The 13,018-nt window shown below is 42.7% G+C and carries 18 protein-coding genes; 8 read left to right on the top strand and 10 right to left on the bottom strand.

Translation table 11 applies throughout. From position 1 onward, the window contains the following. The first annotated feature begins 68 nt into the window (after window positions 1–68). On the top strand, window positions 69–248 hold the full coding sequence (locus V7L07_RS16720; protein ID WP_335059619.1) for a hypothetical protein: 180 nt from the start codon (window positions 69–71) through the stop codon (window positions 246–248). Window positions 249–372: 124 nt separating this feature from the next. Then, the gene (locus tag V7L07_RS16725; RefSeq protein ID WP_335059621.1) at window positions 373–504 is read left to right on the top strand and encodes a photosystem I reaction center subunit IX; all 132 of its coding nucleotides are present in this window, start codon (window positions 373–375) and stop codon (window positions 502–504) included. A 373-nt stretch (window positions 505–877) separates the two neighbouring features. On the opposite strand, the gene V7L07_RS16730 is transcribed toward V7L07_RS16725, so the two are convergent. Further along, window positions 878–1,285 carry a universal stress protein gene (locus V7L07_RS16730; RefSeq protein WP_179069103.1) on the bottom strand — a complete coding sequence of 136 codons (408 nt, stop codon included), beginning with the start codon at window positions 1,283–1,285 and terminating at the stop codon, window positions 878–880. An 89-nt stretch (window positions 1,286–1,374) separates the two neighbouring features. Between V7L07_RS16730 and V7L07_RS16735 the strand changes: the two genes are divergently transcribed. Together V7L07_RS16735 and V7L07_RS16740 are read left to right on the top strand one after the other, a co-directional pair. Next, window positions 1,375–2,577 (top strand): phosphoglycerate kinase, encoded by a 1,203-nt coding sequence (locus V7L07_RS16735; RefSeq protein WP_335059622.1) that lies wholly within the window; start codon window positions 1,375–1,377, stop codon window positions 2,575–2,577. A 400-nt stretch (window positions 2,578–2,977) separates the two neighbouring features. Continuing rightward, entirely contained in the window at window positions 2,978–3,742 is a 765-nt protein-coding gene (locus V7L07_RS16740) for an ABC transporter ATP-binding protein (RefSeq protein WP_335059646.1), read from the top strand. A gap of 55 nt (window positions 3,743–3,797) precedes the next feature. Here V7L07_RS16740 and V7L07_RS16745 read toward each other — a convergent pair whose 3' ends face one another. After that, window positions 3,798–4,328, bottom strand: a complete 531-nt coding sequence (locus tag V7L07_RS16745) for an orange carotenoid protein N-terminal domain-containing protein (protein ID WP_335059624.1) — start codon at window positions 4,326–4,328, stop codon at window positions 3,798–3,800. Between the two features lie 224 nt (window positions 4,329–4,552). Between V7L07_RS16745 and V7L07_RS16750 the strand changes: the two genes are divergently transcribed. Both V7L07_RS16750 and V7L07_RS16755 read left to right on the top strand, forming a co-directional pair. Further along, entirely contained in the window at window positions 4,553–4,927 is a 375-nt protein-coding gene (locus V7L07_RS16750) for a hypothetical protein (protein WP_335059626.1), read from the top strand. Window positions 4,928–5,470: 543 nt separating this feature from the next. After that, window positions 5,471–6,091, top strand: coding sequence for a CP12 domain-containing protein (locus tag V7L07_RS16755; protein WP_335059648.1), 621 nt, complete (start codon window positions 5,471–5,473; stop codon window positions 6,089–6,091). A 142-nt stretch (window positions 6,092–6,233) separates the two neighbouring features. Here V7L07_RS16755 and V7L07_RS16760 read toward each other — a convergent pair whose 3' ends face one another. The 8 genes from V7L07_RS16760 to V7L07_RS16795 form a co-directional block, all read right to left on the bottom strand. Continuing rightward, the gene (locus V7L07_RS16760; RefSeq protein WP_335059628.1) at window positions 6,234–7,349 is read right to left on the bottom strand and encodes an LptF/LptG family permease; all 1,116 of its coding nucleotides are present in this window, start codon (window positions 7,347–7,349) and stop codon (window positions 6,234–6,236) included. A 368-nt stretch (window positions 7,350–7,717) separates the two neighbouring features. Next, window positions 7,718–8,446 carry an LPS export ABC transporter ATP-binding protein gene (lptB, locus tag V7L07_RS16765; protein ID WP_335059630.1) on the bottom strand — a complete coding sequence of 243 codons (729 nt, stop codon included), beginning with the start codon at window positions 8,444–8,446 and terminating at the stop codon, window positions 7,718–7,720. 30 nt (window positions 8,447–8,476) lie between these two features. Next, entirely contained in the window at window positions 8,477–8,974 is a 498-nt protein-coding gene (locus V7L07_RS16770; RefSeq protein WP_335059632.1) for an LptA/OstA family protein, read from the bottom strand. A gap of 184 nt (window positions 8,975–9,158) precedes the next feature. Beyond that, entirely contained in the window at window positions 9,159–9,551 is a 393-nt protein-coding gene (locus tag V7L07_RS16775) for a DUF309 domain-containing protein (protein ID WP_335059634.1), read from the bottom strand. Further along, a complete protein-coding gene (locus V7L07_RS16780; protein ID WP_179069106.1) occupies window positions 9,548–9,913 on the bottom strand; it encodes a ferredoxin thioredoxin reductase catalytic beta subunit in 366 nt (121 codons plus the stop codon). Before V7L07_RS16780 ends, V7L07_RS16775 begins: the two co-directional genes overlap by 4 nt. 272 nt (window positions 9,914–10,185) lie before the next feature. Further along, window positions 10,186–11,367 (bottom strand): DUF58 domain-containing protein, encoded by a 1,182-nt coding sequence (locus V7L07_RS16785; RefSeq protein ID WP_335059636.1) that lies wholly within the window; start codon window positions 11,365–11,367, stop codon window positions 10,186–10,188. Between the two features lie 64 nt (window positions 11,368–11,431). After that, window positions 11,432–11,728, bottom strand: a complete 297-nt coding sequence (locus V7L07_RS16790; protein WP_335059638.1) for a type II toxin-antitoxin system RelE/ParE family toxin — start codon at window positions 11,726–11,728, stop codon at window positions 11,432–11,434. Further along, on the bottom strand, window positions 11,725–11,991 hold the full coding sequence (locus V7L07_RS16795) for a ribbon-helix-helix domain-containing protein (RefSeq protein WP_335059640.1): 267 nt from the start codon (window positions 11,989–11,991) through the stop codon (window positions 11,725–11,727). Before V7L07_RS16795 ends, V7L07_RS16790 begins: the two co-directional genes overlap by 4 nt. Window positions 11,992–12,119: 128 nt before the next feature. Here V7L07_RS16795 and V7L07_RS16800 point away from each other — a divergent pair, with 128 nt between their 5' ends. After that, window positions 12,120–12,431: a DUF433 domain-containing protein gene (locus V7L07_RS16800; protein WP_335059642.1), complete on the top strand. Its 312-nt coding sequence runs from the start codon at window positions 12,120–12,122 to the stop codon at window positions 12,429–12,431. Next, window positions 12,424–12,759: a DUF5615 family PIN-like protein gene (locus V7L07_RS16805; protein WP_335059644.1), complete on the top strand. Its 336-nt coding sequence runs from the start codon at window positions 12,424–12,426 to the stop codon at window positions 12,757–12,759. Before V7L07_RS16800 ends, V7L07_RS16805 begins: the two co-directional genes overlap by 8 nt. Window positions 12,760–13,018 lie beyond the last annotated feature (259 nt).

The following is a 13,018-nucleotide window of genomic DNA, read 5'->3' on the forward strand; positions in this document are numbered from 1 at the left end:
GCTGTTAAATCAAGGAGAGTTAATTATTAAATGGGGAAGAAAAGTTAAGAATAAGGGCAATATTACTATTGCAAGTTAAATGTGGAATAGCTTATTTGCGGACAATTGAAAAACTTGGTTCCCCAGAAGAAAAAGAACTATTTATCAATCTGCCAGTGTTCGTCAAATGTATGATATTGGCTTTTGCTTGGCCGGCATCAGCAGTTCAAGAATTTCTCAGTGGTGAATTAGTTACTAAGGATGAATAAATTCCGATTTCAATTCGCTAAAGGTTATTGACAGTTGATGGTTTGTAATGAACTATCAACTGTCAATAAACCGAATAAAAATGACATCTTGTAAGTGTAAACTTAGTTGATTTAGGAGAAAAACATGGAGTCACGTTATTTGTTGAAATATCTCACAATGCTTCCTGTCGTTGCTATTTTAGCAGTGATTTTCATTGAGTTAAATTCCATTTTTTCTGAGTTACAATATGGGACTTTTTTCTATCCTCTACCGTAATTCCGTTGACTTCTACTATTGAAGAAGGCAAAAGGTAGGAGGGAGAAGGTTCCATTTAGAAGGAGATTCAATACAGTACTTAATGGGAACCACAAAACAAGAAAATTTGGTATTATTGTCTGAAACCCTTGTTCCCTTTGGTAACAGCAAAGAACAGAGGGCAGTATTCCTTCTGCCTTTTTTGATAAATTTTCAAACCCTTATTTAGAAAATATCAAAAAATCAATTATCTATTAATCGTAGGGTACGTTAGATCAAGATGGTGCCGTACTCTCGACGCTAACACACCCTACAATATTGGATATTTTTTTAATTGGAAGTCTCTTAAACAGTTGGGACGTAAAATCCAAAATCCAAAATTGTTTGACTACAGCTAAGGCACAATCAATACTGGACAAGGAGAAAGGTTAATCACACGAGTGGTAACACTATCATCTGCTCCCTCTTCAGTCAAGCCTAGCCCCCGACAGCCCATGATGATTAAATCGGCCCCAATTTCATCAGCGACATCGCAGATTGTAAAAGCTGGTTTACCTTGCCTTTCCAAAATTTCAGATTGAATTCCTTGCCCAGAAAATAAAGATTGAGCATTTTCTAGCAGTTTGGCAACTACCTCTGGTGACACCATCGGATCTGCGCTAGGCGCATCTGGAGGCGGTTCTTCTACCACAGACAGTAGCACCAAGCGACTACTGTACTTTTTGACTACGTTGGTAACAACGTCAGCAGCTTCCCGCGTTTCCCGGCTTTGATCGATAGGAAATAATACTGTCTTAAATATATCTGTCACTTGGGTACCCCTGACTCCGGTAAAATCTTGATGGTTCTACTTTCAAAACAATAACAAAAAGGCAATCAGGAGAGTTTGGTGTGTCCAAAAAAAGTTTAGCAAGTTTATCTTCGGCTGATATCTCTGGGAAACGTGCCTTAGTGCGGGTTGACTTTAATGTGCCTGTGGACGATCAAGGCAACATTACCGACGATACTCGCATTCGCGCCGCTCTACCAACCATCCAAGATTTGACGCAGAAGGGTGCTAAGGTCATTCTCGCCAGCCATTTTGGCCGTCCCAAGGGTGTGGATGACAAATTACGCCTAACTCCCGTTGCCAAGCGTCTGTCGGAGTTACTGGGGCAAGAAGTCGTTAAAACTGATGACTCTATTGGCGATGAAGTCGCAGCTAAAGTTGGCGCTCTGCAAAATGGTCAAGTGCTGTTACTCGAAAATGTCCGTTTTTACCCAGAAGAAGAGAAAAACGACCCAGAATTTGCGAAAAAATTGGCAGCTAATGCTGATTTCTATGTAAATGATGCTTTTGGTACTGCACACCGCGCCCATGCTTCTACTGAAGGTGTAACTAAATTCCTCAGCCCTTCTGTCGCTGGATATTTGGTTGAGAAGGAATTGCAATATCTGCAAAACGCCATTGAAAATCCCCAACGTCCTTTAGCGGCAATTATTGGCGGTTCCAAGGTTTCCAGTAAAATTGGTGTGATTGAAACGTTACTGGAAAAGTGCGACAAGCTGATCATCGGTGGTGGGATGATTTTCACCTTCTACAAAGCCCGTGGTTTGAATGTCGGTAAATCTTTGGTGGAAGAAGACAAGCTGGAACTAGCAAAGTCTTTGGAAGCTAAAGCTAAGGAACGAGGCGTTGCTTTATTGCTGCCCACAGATGTGGTATTAGCAGATAAGTTTGCCCCTGATGCCAATTCTCAAACCGTTAGCATTGAGAATATCCCTGATGGTTGGATGGGTTTGGATATTGGGCCTGATTCGGTGAAATTTTTCCAAGATGCCCTTGCAGATACCAAAACAGTAATTTGGAACGGGCCGATGGGTGTGTTTGAGTTTGATAAGTTTGCCAAAGGTACAGAAGCGATCGCTCATACTCTCGCCGAAATCGGCAAAACTGGCACAACCACCATTATCGGTGGCGGTGACTCAGTAGCGGCTGTGGAAAAAGTTGGTTTAGCTGACCAAATGAGCCATATTTCCACCGGTGGTGGCGCTAGCTTGGAGTTGCTTGAAGGCAAGGTGTTGCCTGGAATTGCAGCTTTAGATGATGCGTAAGTAGGGACTAGGGGCTAGGGATTGGGGACTGGGGACTAGGGAATAAGATTAAAAATACTATTTTCCAATCCCCAGTACCCAATGCCCTACATGAGAAAAATATATGGAAACTAAATGGCTGGAATGGGCGCAAAAATTACAAGCGTAGACACAGAGTGGCTTGTCGTCAGACATCGCTACAGAAATTATCGCGACTTACGCAAATGTAGAACACAGCTATGTCCTCGATTTGTTTAGCCGTGATGTTGGATATGCAACTCCCAAAGTTGATGTGCGGGGAGCAATTTTTCGTGATGATACTATATTGTTAGTCAAATCTTGTAGAGACGAGATTCATTGCGTCTTTGACTGGATAAAGACAGGATTCATCGCATCTCTACAATTGATCACAAAAATCATTATGGCAAACATTATTTCAATTACGGATTCCCTAGTTCCCAATCCTGTACCGCAATCAACAATCATTCGTTTAGAAAATATATATAAAATCTACGGCAGTGGTGAAACCGAAGTTAAAGCCCTCAACGATGTAAATTTGACTATCCACGAAGGCGAATATTGTTCAATTATGGGGCCTTCTGGTTCAGGTAAATCTACAGCTATGAATATTATCGGCTGTCTAGATAGACCCACCGGCGGACATTATTACTTAGATAATATCGATGTGGCGCAAATGGATGATAAATCCTTGGCACACATCCGTAATAAAAAGCTGGGGTTTGTCTTCCAACAATTCCACTTATTACCCCAACTCACAGCATTAGAAAATGTGATGCTGCCAATGGTGTATGCTAGTGTCGATCCAAAAGAAAGAAGCGATCGCGCTATATTTGCACTGACAAGAGTTGGTTTAGCAAATCGCCTCAACAACAAACCAACTCAACTATCTGGTGGACAACAACAAAGAGTAGCGATCGCGCGTGCGATCGTCAATCGTCCCGTAGTACTCCTGGCCGATGAACCAACAGGCGCACTTGATTCGCGCACAACCCAAGAAGTCTTAGATATTTTTGGCGAACTCAATGCCAGTGGAATCACCGTTGTCATGGTGACACATGAACCAGAAGTTGCCCGTCAAACCCAGCGCATCGTTTGGTTCCGTGATGGCCAAGTAGTACACTCCAACCTTACCCCAGACGACTTGAGTCAGTTAGCCGTCTCATAGGTTATTCAAGTCCGCATAGGCGGACTTAGTTTGTGTAGCCGCACCTATAGGCTGATTACAAACTTGACGTTTTCCCAGTTTCGGCTTGCGTTGGGATCGGCTTGACATCGGTGTAACCCAACTCACCAGCTATTGTCCGAAATACTGACATTTGTTCTTCAAAATCTAGTTCTTCAATTTGGGAAACCAGATCGTTAATTGCCTTACTTGACTGGTAGCTAGCTGGTATCCCAACCACCGTATCCCCCATAGCTACCGCCCAAGCATACCAAACTAATAACTGATTATTTTCTTTGATTGCCCCATAAGCACGAGAATATTCTGTGTCTTTGCGGTTAACAATATCCCGCATAATATCTAGTTGCTGCTCATCGGATAATTCAAAATAATCTCCTAGCAGAAGTGGTGCTAACTCTGGTTCAGCCGCAGCAGGGGCAGCTGGCGTGATCGAATCACCCATTTTTTCATAAACAAAATAGAACCAAGCTAATTTGGCATCGGTATCTAAGGCGTTAAACCCATCCACCAATTTTTGAGTTTCATTGCTCTGAGCTTGAGAAATAGTTTTGTCGTAACTTGCAGTCATTATTATTTGTCTCCAACAGAATTTAATAGGCCAAACTAAGTGTTACCAGAATTCGAGAATTGGATTCTACTATCGATAGAAAGAGTTAAATTAGTGAAGATTTACAGATTTAATCTACCTTTTAATAGAGGTAAAAGTATCTCTCAAGGAAGCAAGAAAGCAGCGCATTGCTTTGCTATTATCACTCAAGTAAGCAATAAAAAATTTACCTTAAGGTTTTAATTATGCCTGATGAAGTAAAGCCCAATTTAAATGAATCTCCCACTCATGATTCACAATTAGCTGCTGAAAGCATAGCTAGTGGTAACGAAAAAGCACCAACGGTAGATTTTGATGCTGATTATGCAGCTGCACAACAATTCAGTGTCAGCGAAGTAGATCGCACAGGTAAAGGTGAAGCAGCAGCCGAAGCAGCCACAGCACCTAAATATAAAACCTCTAAGCCACAAGAGACAAAAACTGAAGCGCAGTCAACAGGTAATCCTGATGATTATGCAGAGTTAGCAAAAGAAGTTGGTAATTCTACGACTGAGGGTGTAACTAATGTCAGTGATGATTTAGTAAAACAAGCTTTAGAAAAGGGTGAACGGAAAAATTAGGTTTTCCTGATATCTTGCTATTTTGTTAGGTTGGGCAATGTCATAAATATTGAAATTGGAGTTTTCGGTATTGGTAGGCATTGCCCATTTCACTATTTTTGTAAAAAAAAACTTATGAGTTGGATAGATTTTTTTCTAGCCTGTATAGCAAATCTATATTAGGACTATCTTTTTTTACATAGTCATTATTTAAATTACTACAAAATTGGGATGAAGGGGCTGCCGACGGCAACTCTTTCATCCCAATTTAAAATGATTATCATTATTATTGATGGAATAGTTTATTTTCTGGAAGTCTCTTACTGGTCAATTTCCACTCATAATTTGTTGATTAGCAGAATTTTACCGCAATTTATGCTTAGTTTTGGGGCATTGGTCACATTGGATAACATCAGGAGTTGATAACTAGTCTAATTTATTGTTGTAGCTGGGCAAAAGTTCAACTTTTTTTACTTTATATTTAGCCAACTGTGCGCTGCAATGTTTCGATACGTCCATAAGGGCGCTGTGCTGCACCGGACTATTAACCAGGAGACTACAGCAATGATGAAAGCTGAAGATATCATGACCAAAGAGGTAGTTACCATTCGCGGTTCGGCAACTGTTGCTGAAGCGGTGGGACTGATGAAGGACAAAAGATTGCGGGCGTTGGTTGTGGATCGTCGCTATGACAATGATGCTTATGGCATTGTCACAGAAACGGATATTGTCTATAAGGTAACAGCCTACGGTAAAGATCCAAAGCAAGTGCGGGTTTATGAAATTATGAGCAAACCCTGCATTGTTGTCAATCCTGATTTGGGCGTGGAATATGTAGCGCGGTTATTTGCTAACACTGGGATTCATCGCGCACCTGTGATTCAAGGTAAGCTGTTGGGTATCATCTCGATTACCGACATTTTGACCAAAAGCGACTTTGTGGAAGCGCCAAAAGCGCCACTGTTGGAGGAGAGAATTCAAAAAGCAATTGAGCAGGCTCGTGCTATTTGCACCGAACAAGGTGCTTATTCTAAGCCTTGTGCAGCGGCGTGGGATGAAGTAGAAGAACTTCAGGCAGAAGCAGCTCATCAAAAAGCTGAGGGTATGGTATCAGCCAAAGTCTCTTTTGAAGAATACTGCAAGGAAAACCCAGATGCACCGGAATGTCGAAATTATCACCCGTAATTGAATGAAGAGAAAAGGGGCATTGAAAAGAGGCAGAGGGGCGGGGTGCGGGGGGCGGAGGGGAAAATTCTTCTCCCCTGCTCCCTGCTCTCTGCCCTTCTGCCCCTCTGCCCCTCTACCCCCTACTTCCTGCTATCTCAATTTACCGTCTAGCAACTCGCATCAATAAGAATAAGCCTATTCCCAGAAAAAGAAAGTTGGGGAACCAAGCCCCCATAAAGGGAGAGAGGACACCTGCTTGTGCGATCGCACCACTAATAAAGAAAATTAAGTAGTACGAAAATATCACTATGACACTAATCCCAAAGCTGGTACCTCTGCCAGTCCGCTGGGGTATGCTTCCCATCGCTGCGCCTACTAAGCCAAAAACTACGCATACAAAGGGCAAGGAGATTTTTTGTTGAATCCGCACTTCAAGTTTACGAATTTTTTGGCGATCGCCACCAAGATGTTCTACTTCTAGTTGATCTAATGCTTCAGAAATATTCATCTCACCATAATCCCGGCTTTTTTCTGCCAGACTTAAGGGTGTGCGCGGTAGTTGCAGTTGTTGGTGTTCAAATCTAACAATGTTGCGATAAGAGCGATCGGCAGCGACGAAATAGATCGTACCATTGTAAAAATCCCAGATATTTTGAGAAGGATTCCACTGGGCTGATTCTGATACCACAATTTGATTCAGACCTTGTGTTGAGCGATCTATAATTGTCAAACCTGTCATACGTTTACCATCAAATTGGTCGGCGTAAAATAAGCGTGTCAATATCCGATTCTTAGAACCATCCGGCTGGGTAACATCCTGGTATTCAGGATAGAAAATATTTTGCTGTTTTAAAATTGGCTTGTCTGATTTCAGGGCTTTATCCAGAGTCATCGCCGCTTGATAATTTGCTGCTGGTGCAATTTGTTCGTTAAACACAAATGTCAATCCTGTAACCACAAGACTTAACATCACAGCAGTAAGCACCATCCGATAGACACTTACGCCACAACCACGCAGGGCAATTAGTTCGCTCTCGCTAGAAAGACGACTGTAGGTCATCAAAGTCGCCAGCAGCGTAGACATGGGAAAGGCTAAAACGATAAAGTTGGGAAATTTTAACAAAAAAACTTGAATAGCAGTGTCTATGGGTAGCCCAGATTCTACGATTTTTCTGATGAGATCAAATACAGCATCAATGGTGACACCAAGTGATGAAAAAGCTCCGACACCAAAGAAAAACGGCGCTAACAATTCGCTAGCAAGGTAGCGATCCATGATCGTAAAAGGTAGCAGCGAATAGGGACTGTTAAAAGACTTGAGTTTCTTTGATATCATAAGCAACTTGAAAAGTTAAATATTGGCAACCCTGGCAAAGTATATCTACTGTATTTAAGTAGGTTGGCGTAAAAATTTGTCGTTGGTATCAGGCAGGATAGCGCAGCAGTAGCGAGTCTGCGAGCGTCGGCAGGAAGCAGGAGAGTTTTAGTCAAGTTTATCTTTGCTTCATATAGTTTGGTTTGATTGTGCAAACTTACTTAGTATGAAAATTAAATTTTCAATAACCAAAAATTAATTTAGAAATTTATGCTGAAGAATAAAAAATCAAAATATTCTTGGAAATTATTAATTAAATAATTGTTAATTTAGGCTTGAAAATTATCCCCTAAATAATATTGCCGCACAAGGGGGTTGCTATAGAGTTCGTCAGCAGTGCCAAAAGCGAGGATTTGTCCCTCACGCATGATGTAGGCGCGATCTGTGATGGCCAGAGTTTCGCGGACATTATGATCTGTAATTAAGATTCCCATACCGCGATCGCGCAGTTGTGCGACAATTTGCTGAATTTCTGAAACTGCGATCGGATCAACTCCCGCAAATGGTTCATCCAAAAATAAAAATTTTGGCCCTTCTCGTCCAGCAGCTAAAGACCTTGCTAATTCCGTCCGTCGTCGCTGACCACCAGAAAGTTGAATTCCTTTACTCTTAGCTAATTTTTCCAACCGAAACTCCTCCAGTAAAGTTTTGAGTCGCCTTGACCACTCCCATCGTGGCACATTAGTTTGCTCTAGCACTAACAGAATATTATCTTCTACCGAGAGTTGGCGAAAAACACTTGCTTCTTGTGCTAGATAACCAATACCCAATCGTGCCCTTTTGTCCATTGGCATTCCTGTCACGTCTAAACTACCCAGCCAAACTTTTCCTTGATTGGGTTTTTCTAAACCTGTGGCAATGTAAAAGGTCGTCGTTTTACCAGCCCCATTGGGGCCTAGTAAACCAACGACTTCGCCCTGAGCAACAGAAAGGTTGACACGATTGACAATTACTCGCTTGCCGTAAGATTTGTGAATATTCTCTAAAACAATTTTCACGCTGGAAGCACCCTTTATTGGTGGTAAATGCTAATTAGCAGGCTTCAAAGGTGGTGTTTTTGGGGCAGGTGTTGCACTTTGTCCACTATTCTCTGATTCCTGGATCATGTAGATGGACTCTACTTGACGATTGGATTGGGGTAAAGCCACAAATCGCCCTTCATCAATTAAATAGGTTACCTTCTCCGCTCGGATACTGTTACCGCCCTGTTGCAAAATATAGACATTGCCACTGAAATCAATTCGGCGTTCTTTACTAAAATACTGTGCTTGGGCAGATGTTGCTTGAATTTGGCGAGCAGGATACAACATTTGCACATTACCGCGAGCGGTGATTACTTGGTTTTTAGCGTCATATTCTTGCACATCAGCGCGGATAGTCAGGGGGCGATTTGCCTCAGATGTTTGTGCAGTAGCGGTTTGCACTTGGGTAGGGAAGGCAAAAGCGCCCAAGAGTGCAGCTGGTAGCATTAAAGCTAATCCAAAGCGACGTATCTGTGATATGGGCAATTGATAGCAGGGCATCATAGCAATTGGGGATTTAGGATTTCAGCTTGCATTCTAATTATCTCAAGTACTTTATCCAGATTATGAAATATACAATCTGGAGTGATTTCCGATAATAGTGACGCTACCCCCAAGCTCAAGGTTTCAGGAAATTGGCATAAGAAGTGAAAATGACGAGGCAACGCATAATTATTTAACCAGATATCTAATCAGTAGCCAGCACAATTCTAGGCAAAGATAAGACTTGATTTTCACCCAGATCGCCAGATGTAATCAAGTCTGGCCCTATTTGTTGTAATGTCGTCAACAACACTGCACTCTGACTCAATAGCTCATCTACGTCAACGCCACTATAACTAGATGGGTAACGGCGTAGGCGATTGCTGCCTTCTCCCAATAGAATTACAGCACCTCGCCAATTGCGATTCTCCAAATGATACAGTGCTACAGCAATTTGCAGAATGCCTTGATAAAAGGATTTTTCCGGTTCACCAGCTTCAATCCACAAAGCCTCTAAAGTGTCATGACAGGCGTAGAACTGACCAGAATTGAACTGTTCTACGCCCTGCCAAAACTCTTGGGGTATGGTTTCGCTCATCCCATACTATCTCGTACTTCTTTGATTGTTTCGAGAGAGATTTCTTGTTTTTCTCCAGCAAACTCGTTGTCAGGGGTGAGGAACAACATGCAGTGGCACTCTTTGCGTTCTCTCATTGGCACACAAGGACAGTTCCAATATGTGGCATGAACCTCAGCTTCTTTATCTTCGTAATGGCGACAGGGACATAAAGGCGCACCTAGATCGTCTTTATGTTTGGCTAGTCCTTCAATCACAACTGCGGTGACAGAAGGTTCAGAACAGAAGTATGTTCCAGTACGCTTGGCGTATTGTTCGGAAAAATGCCGCATTGCCTCTAGGCTTTTATCGCTGGATTTTGTGTTATGTTCTGATGTGATCATGTCGCTCATAATTTAAATATTTCTTTGCATTGTACCTCAGCCTCACTAGAGGATTACTGGGTGTATTTCCCCAACCTTACCTGCTCAAATTGTCTTACCTTTGCTCAAAGGCTGATATATCTGGTTGCTGGGATTAGACAAAATCTAGGAAATCATAAAAGTTTAACTTGCGTGGGGACTGGGGGAGATGGAGGAGCAGGGAGAAGAATTTTCCCCTCCGCCCCGCGCACCCTGCCCCTCTGCCTCTTTTCAATGCCCAATGCCTTTGCAGTTTATGAACGTAATGTTTTTTGTAGTTGGGGTTGCAGTGGGCGTAGGCGTAGCCCGTCGGAGACATCGCTTTGCAAAACTATACCAGGATGCTCCCAATTAATTACCTCTGGTTCAACTGGTGCAGAAATATTTGGCCACAAAACCCAACGACTACCTTGAGGAAGTTTAGCAAGGCTCAGGGGGTTTTGAGTCAGCCAAATCAAGGGATAGCTTTTAGGAATTACTGAACTGGCATCTTCTTGGTCTGTGGTTGCTGCTAAGGTTTCTAAAACAAAGCGATCGCCTTTAATTAAATTTGTTGATGCTGTCCACAGTTGCACCTGTAACTGTTGTTGCTGTGCATAAAAGTACAGAGATGCTGCGGCAATTACTGCTTGTTCAAAGTTTTCTTCTTCCCACTTGCTAGCACTGTCAAGGGCAATAACTATTTCTTGTCCACCTGTAACCATTTCTAATTCCCGCACCCTTAATTCTCCATAGCGGGCACTAGTTCGCCAGTGAATCAGACGGGTGGGATCTCCGACGCGGTAAGGACGGAGCGATCGCACCAGCCCTGTTGTGGCTGTCTGCAATGGTCTACCACGAGGATCGCCCCTTTTACTCTCTTCTTGCCCCATTTCATCTACCAAGGGGCAGGTAGCCAGAGGTAAAACTGTCGGATAAACGATCGCTGTGGCAGCACAATCACGCTGACGGCGACACCAAAATAACCCTAAAGGCGCACCAGAACCGAGTTCGACTGTGTGCCAGCGATAAACACCCCGGCGCTGAGTCGGGTGGTAATATACCCAACGGTAACTACCTTTGCTAGGAATTGTTTCGATTGCCTTTTGTATTGGTTTACCCAAAACGAAGGGCAGTATATCTTCAACTTGCAATAAACTTACAGGCTGCTGTGTCTGATTGCAGATTTCTAATTCCACCGTTAGATCGTCCCCTGCTGACACTGGCTGCATGGGACGGCGGGTGATGGATAGACCTGTGAGCGATCGCGGCGGTAAGATGGCTGCTACACCCAAAAGGGCAAAACTGATGCCGCTAATAGCGTACAGCCAACCAGCCATCGTATTGATACCTGCGCCAAAAAAACAAATAGCCGTTGCTGCTAGTACCCAACCGCCATAAGTAGGGGCACTGGCGCGGGTTTCTAACCAATTGGTGATGGGTTTGATGATTTTCATGTTTCTTTTTTAACCCAATACCACCCCAAATTCACAGTATCTCAGGGGTTCGCCAAAAAAGCTTTTAGTTGGATTCCTCAAAAAGAGATGGAAAGTTGCGACGACCACTTACAACCCGTAGAATTTCGATACCATCATCTAACACTTTGTAGAAAACGATATAGCCTTGCAAGGATACACCTCGGAGGTCTGGACGAATTTTTGTGTAACTTTTACCACTGTTTGGAAAGGCAACATGTTGGCACTTGCGGTTGAATTCACTGAAAAATAGCTCTCCTGCTTCAACGCTAGTTTCAGCAAAGTAGTCCGCAATTTCATTGATATCTCGGCTTGCAAGAATGTTGATAACGTAGCGACTCATGCTTGCGCCTGATGTCCTTGTCGAAACCGCTTTATAATTTGGTTTACGAATGTCTCTCCATGAATAGGTGGCGTTTGATCTGAAGCTAAAATCGCCGCATCAATTTTCCCTTGTACATCCTCGACCCATTCAGCATCGGCGCGATCGTATTCATCAAGCAACCGTAAGGCAATTTTAAGGGCTTCTTCTGCGGAGCGATATTTCCCAGCCTGGAGCTTGGTTTGAATAAAGCGTTCTTGATCGGGTGTGAGACTGATGCTCATAGAAAACCTCTATTCAGATTATTCACCATTTTATGTTAAAAAACTCACAAGAATACAAGAATATCAACGGCGAGGAGCAATCACACTATATATTATGAAGATATCGAATGGAGGTGGAAGATTGATTGATGCAGTTAGTCAGTCGGGAGCATATTGAAATCTCTTCTGATGTGCGAAGTGGGAAGCCCCGCATTGTCAATACTCGCATTGCTGTAGAAGATGTGGCAGTGATGCATTTAAAGCTAGGATATTCTTTGCTAGAGATTGCTGGTAAGTATGACCTGTCACTGGCATCTGTTTATGCAGCAATGGCTTATTACTTTGATCGCCGAGACGAGATTGATCGCCGTACAGCAGAAGAGAATGAGTTAGTTGAGGTACTGAAGCAAAATCATCCGTCGCTTCTTCAAGAGAAACTCAGACAGTTGAGGAATGAGTGAGCGAATTCGCTTTCATCTGGATGAAAATGTCGATCCTGCGATCGCGCTTGGCTTACGCCGTTATGGAATAGATGTCACAACAACCAATGATGTGGAATTACGCACCCAAAGCGATGAAGTGCAGTTAGCATTTATTCAGGAAACACAGCGAGTACTATTCACCCAAGATGCAGATTTCTTAATTATTGCAAGTTATAGGCTTGATCATCCTGGTATTACTTACTGCAAGAAAGGGACTTGCTCAATTGGTGAAATCATTGAAACTTTGGTTTTGATTTATGAGGTGATGTCATCTAAAGAGATGTTGGGACGTGTCGAGTTTTTGTAAAATGAAAGTAGTAGCAAACATAGCGCAGATAAACTGGAGTGGATATTCAGATGCTCAGTGACTTAGTGAGTTTAAGTATCCTGATTACACGCATTACACCCCAGTAATAACTTGAGGTATCAGTGTTTCTTATACAGAAAAACGCATATTTTTTCTCTCTATACTTAGAGGCTGTTTGAAAAGTCTAAAAGATGGTAAAAAAACTCTCTCAGTATATGCTGTGAATAGATAATAGACAGCACTGAGAGAGCAACATGAG

Origin of the sequence: Nostoc sp., from assembly GCF_036916985.1 — a bacterium.
GTDB lineage: Bacteria > Cyanobacteriota > Cyanobacteriia > Cyanobacteriales > Nostocaceae > Nostoc.

What these genes read in the sequence shown, in the direction of transcription:
- V7L07_RS16725 (WP_335059621.1), top strand. Translation starts at nt 373, where the DNA reads ATGGAGTCACGTTATTTGTTGAAATATCTCACAATGCTTCCTGTCGTT.
- V7L07_RS16740 (WP_335059646.1), top strand. Translation starts at nt 2,978, where the DNA reads ATGGCAAACATTATTTCAATTACGGATTCCCTAGTTCCCAATCCTGTA.
- V7L07_RS16745 (WP_335059624.1), bottom strand. Translation starts at nt 4,328, where the DNA reads ATGACTGCAAGTTACGACAAAACTATTTCTCAAGCTCAGAGCAATGAA.
- V7L07_RS16750 (WP_335059626.1), top strand. Translation starts at nt 4,553, where the DNA reads ATGCCTGATGAAGTAAAGCCCAATTTAAATGAATCTCCCACTCATGAT.
- V7L07_RS16755 (WP_335059648.1), top strand. Translation starts at nt 5,471, where the DNA reads ATGATGAAAGCTGAAGATATCATGACCAAAGAGGTAGTTACCATTCGC.
- V7L07_RS16760 (WP_335059628.1), bottom strand. Translation starts at nt 7,349, where the DNA reads ATGGATCGCTACCTTGCTAGCGAATTGTTAGCGCCGTTTTTCTTTGGT.
- V7L07_RS16770 (WP_335059632.1), bottom strand. Translation starts at nt 8,974, where the DNA reads ATGATGCCCTGCTATCAATTGCCCATATCACAGATACGTCGCTTTGGA.
- V7L07_RS16775 (WP_335059634.1), bottom strand. Translation starts at nt 9,551, where the DNA reads ATGAGCGAAACCATACCCCAAGAGTTTTGGCAGGGCGTAGAACAGTTC.
- V7L07_RS16780 (WP_179069106.1), bottom strand. Translation starts at nt 9,913, where the DNA reads ATGATCACATCAGAACATAACACAAAATCCAGCGATAAAAGCCTAGAG.
- V7L07_RS16785 (WP_335059636.1), bottom strand. Translation starts at nt 11,367, where the DNA reads ATGAAAATCATCAAACCCATCACCAATTGGTTAGAAACCCGCGCCAGT.
- V7L07_RS16790 (WP_335059638.1), bottom strand. Translation starts at nt 11,728, where the DNA reads ATGAGTCGCTACGTTATCAACATTCTTGCAAGCCGAGATATCAATGAA.
- V7L07_RS16795 (WP_335059640.1), bottom strand. Translation starts at nt 11,991, where the DNA reads ATGAGCATCAGTCTCACACCCGATCAAGAACGCTTTATTCAAACCAAG.
- V7L07_RS16800 (WP_335059642.1), top strand. Translation starts at nt 12,120, where the DNA reads ATGCAGTTAGTCAGTCGGGAGCATATTGAAATCTCTTCTGATGTGCGA.
- V7L07_RS16805 (WP_335059644.1), top strand. Translation starts at nt 12,424, where the DNA reads ATGAGTGAGCGAATTCGCTTTCATCTGGATGAAAATGTCGATCCTGCG.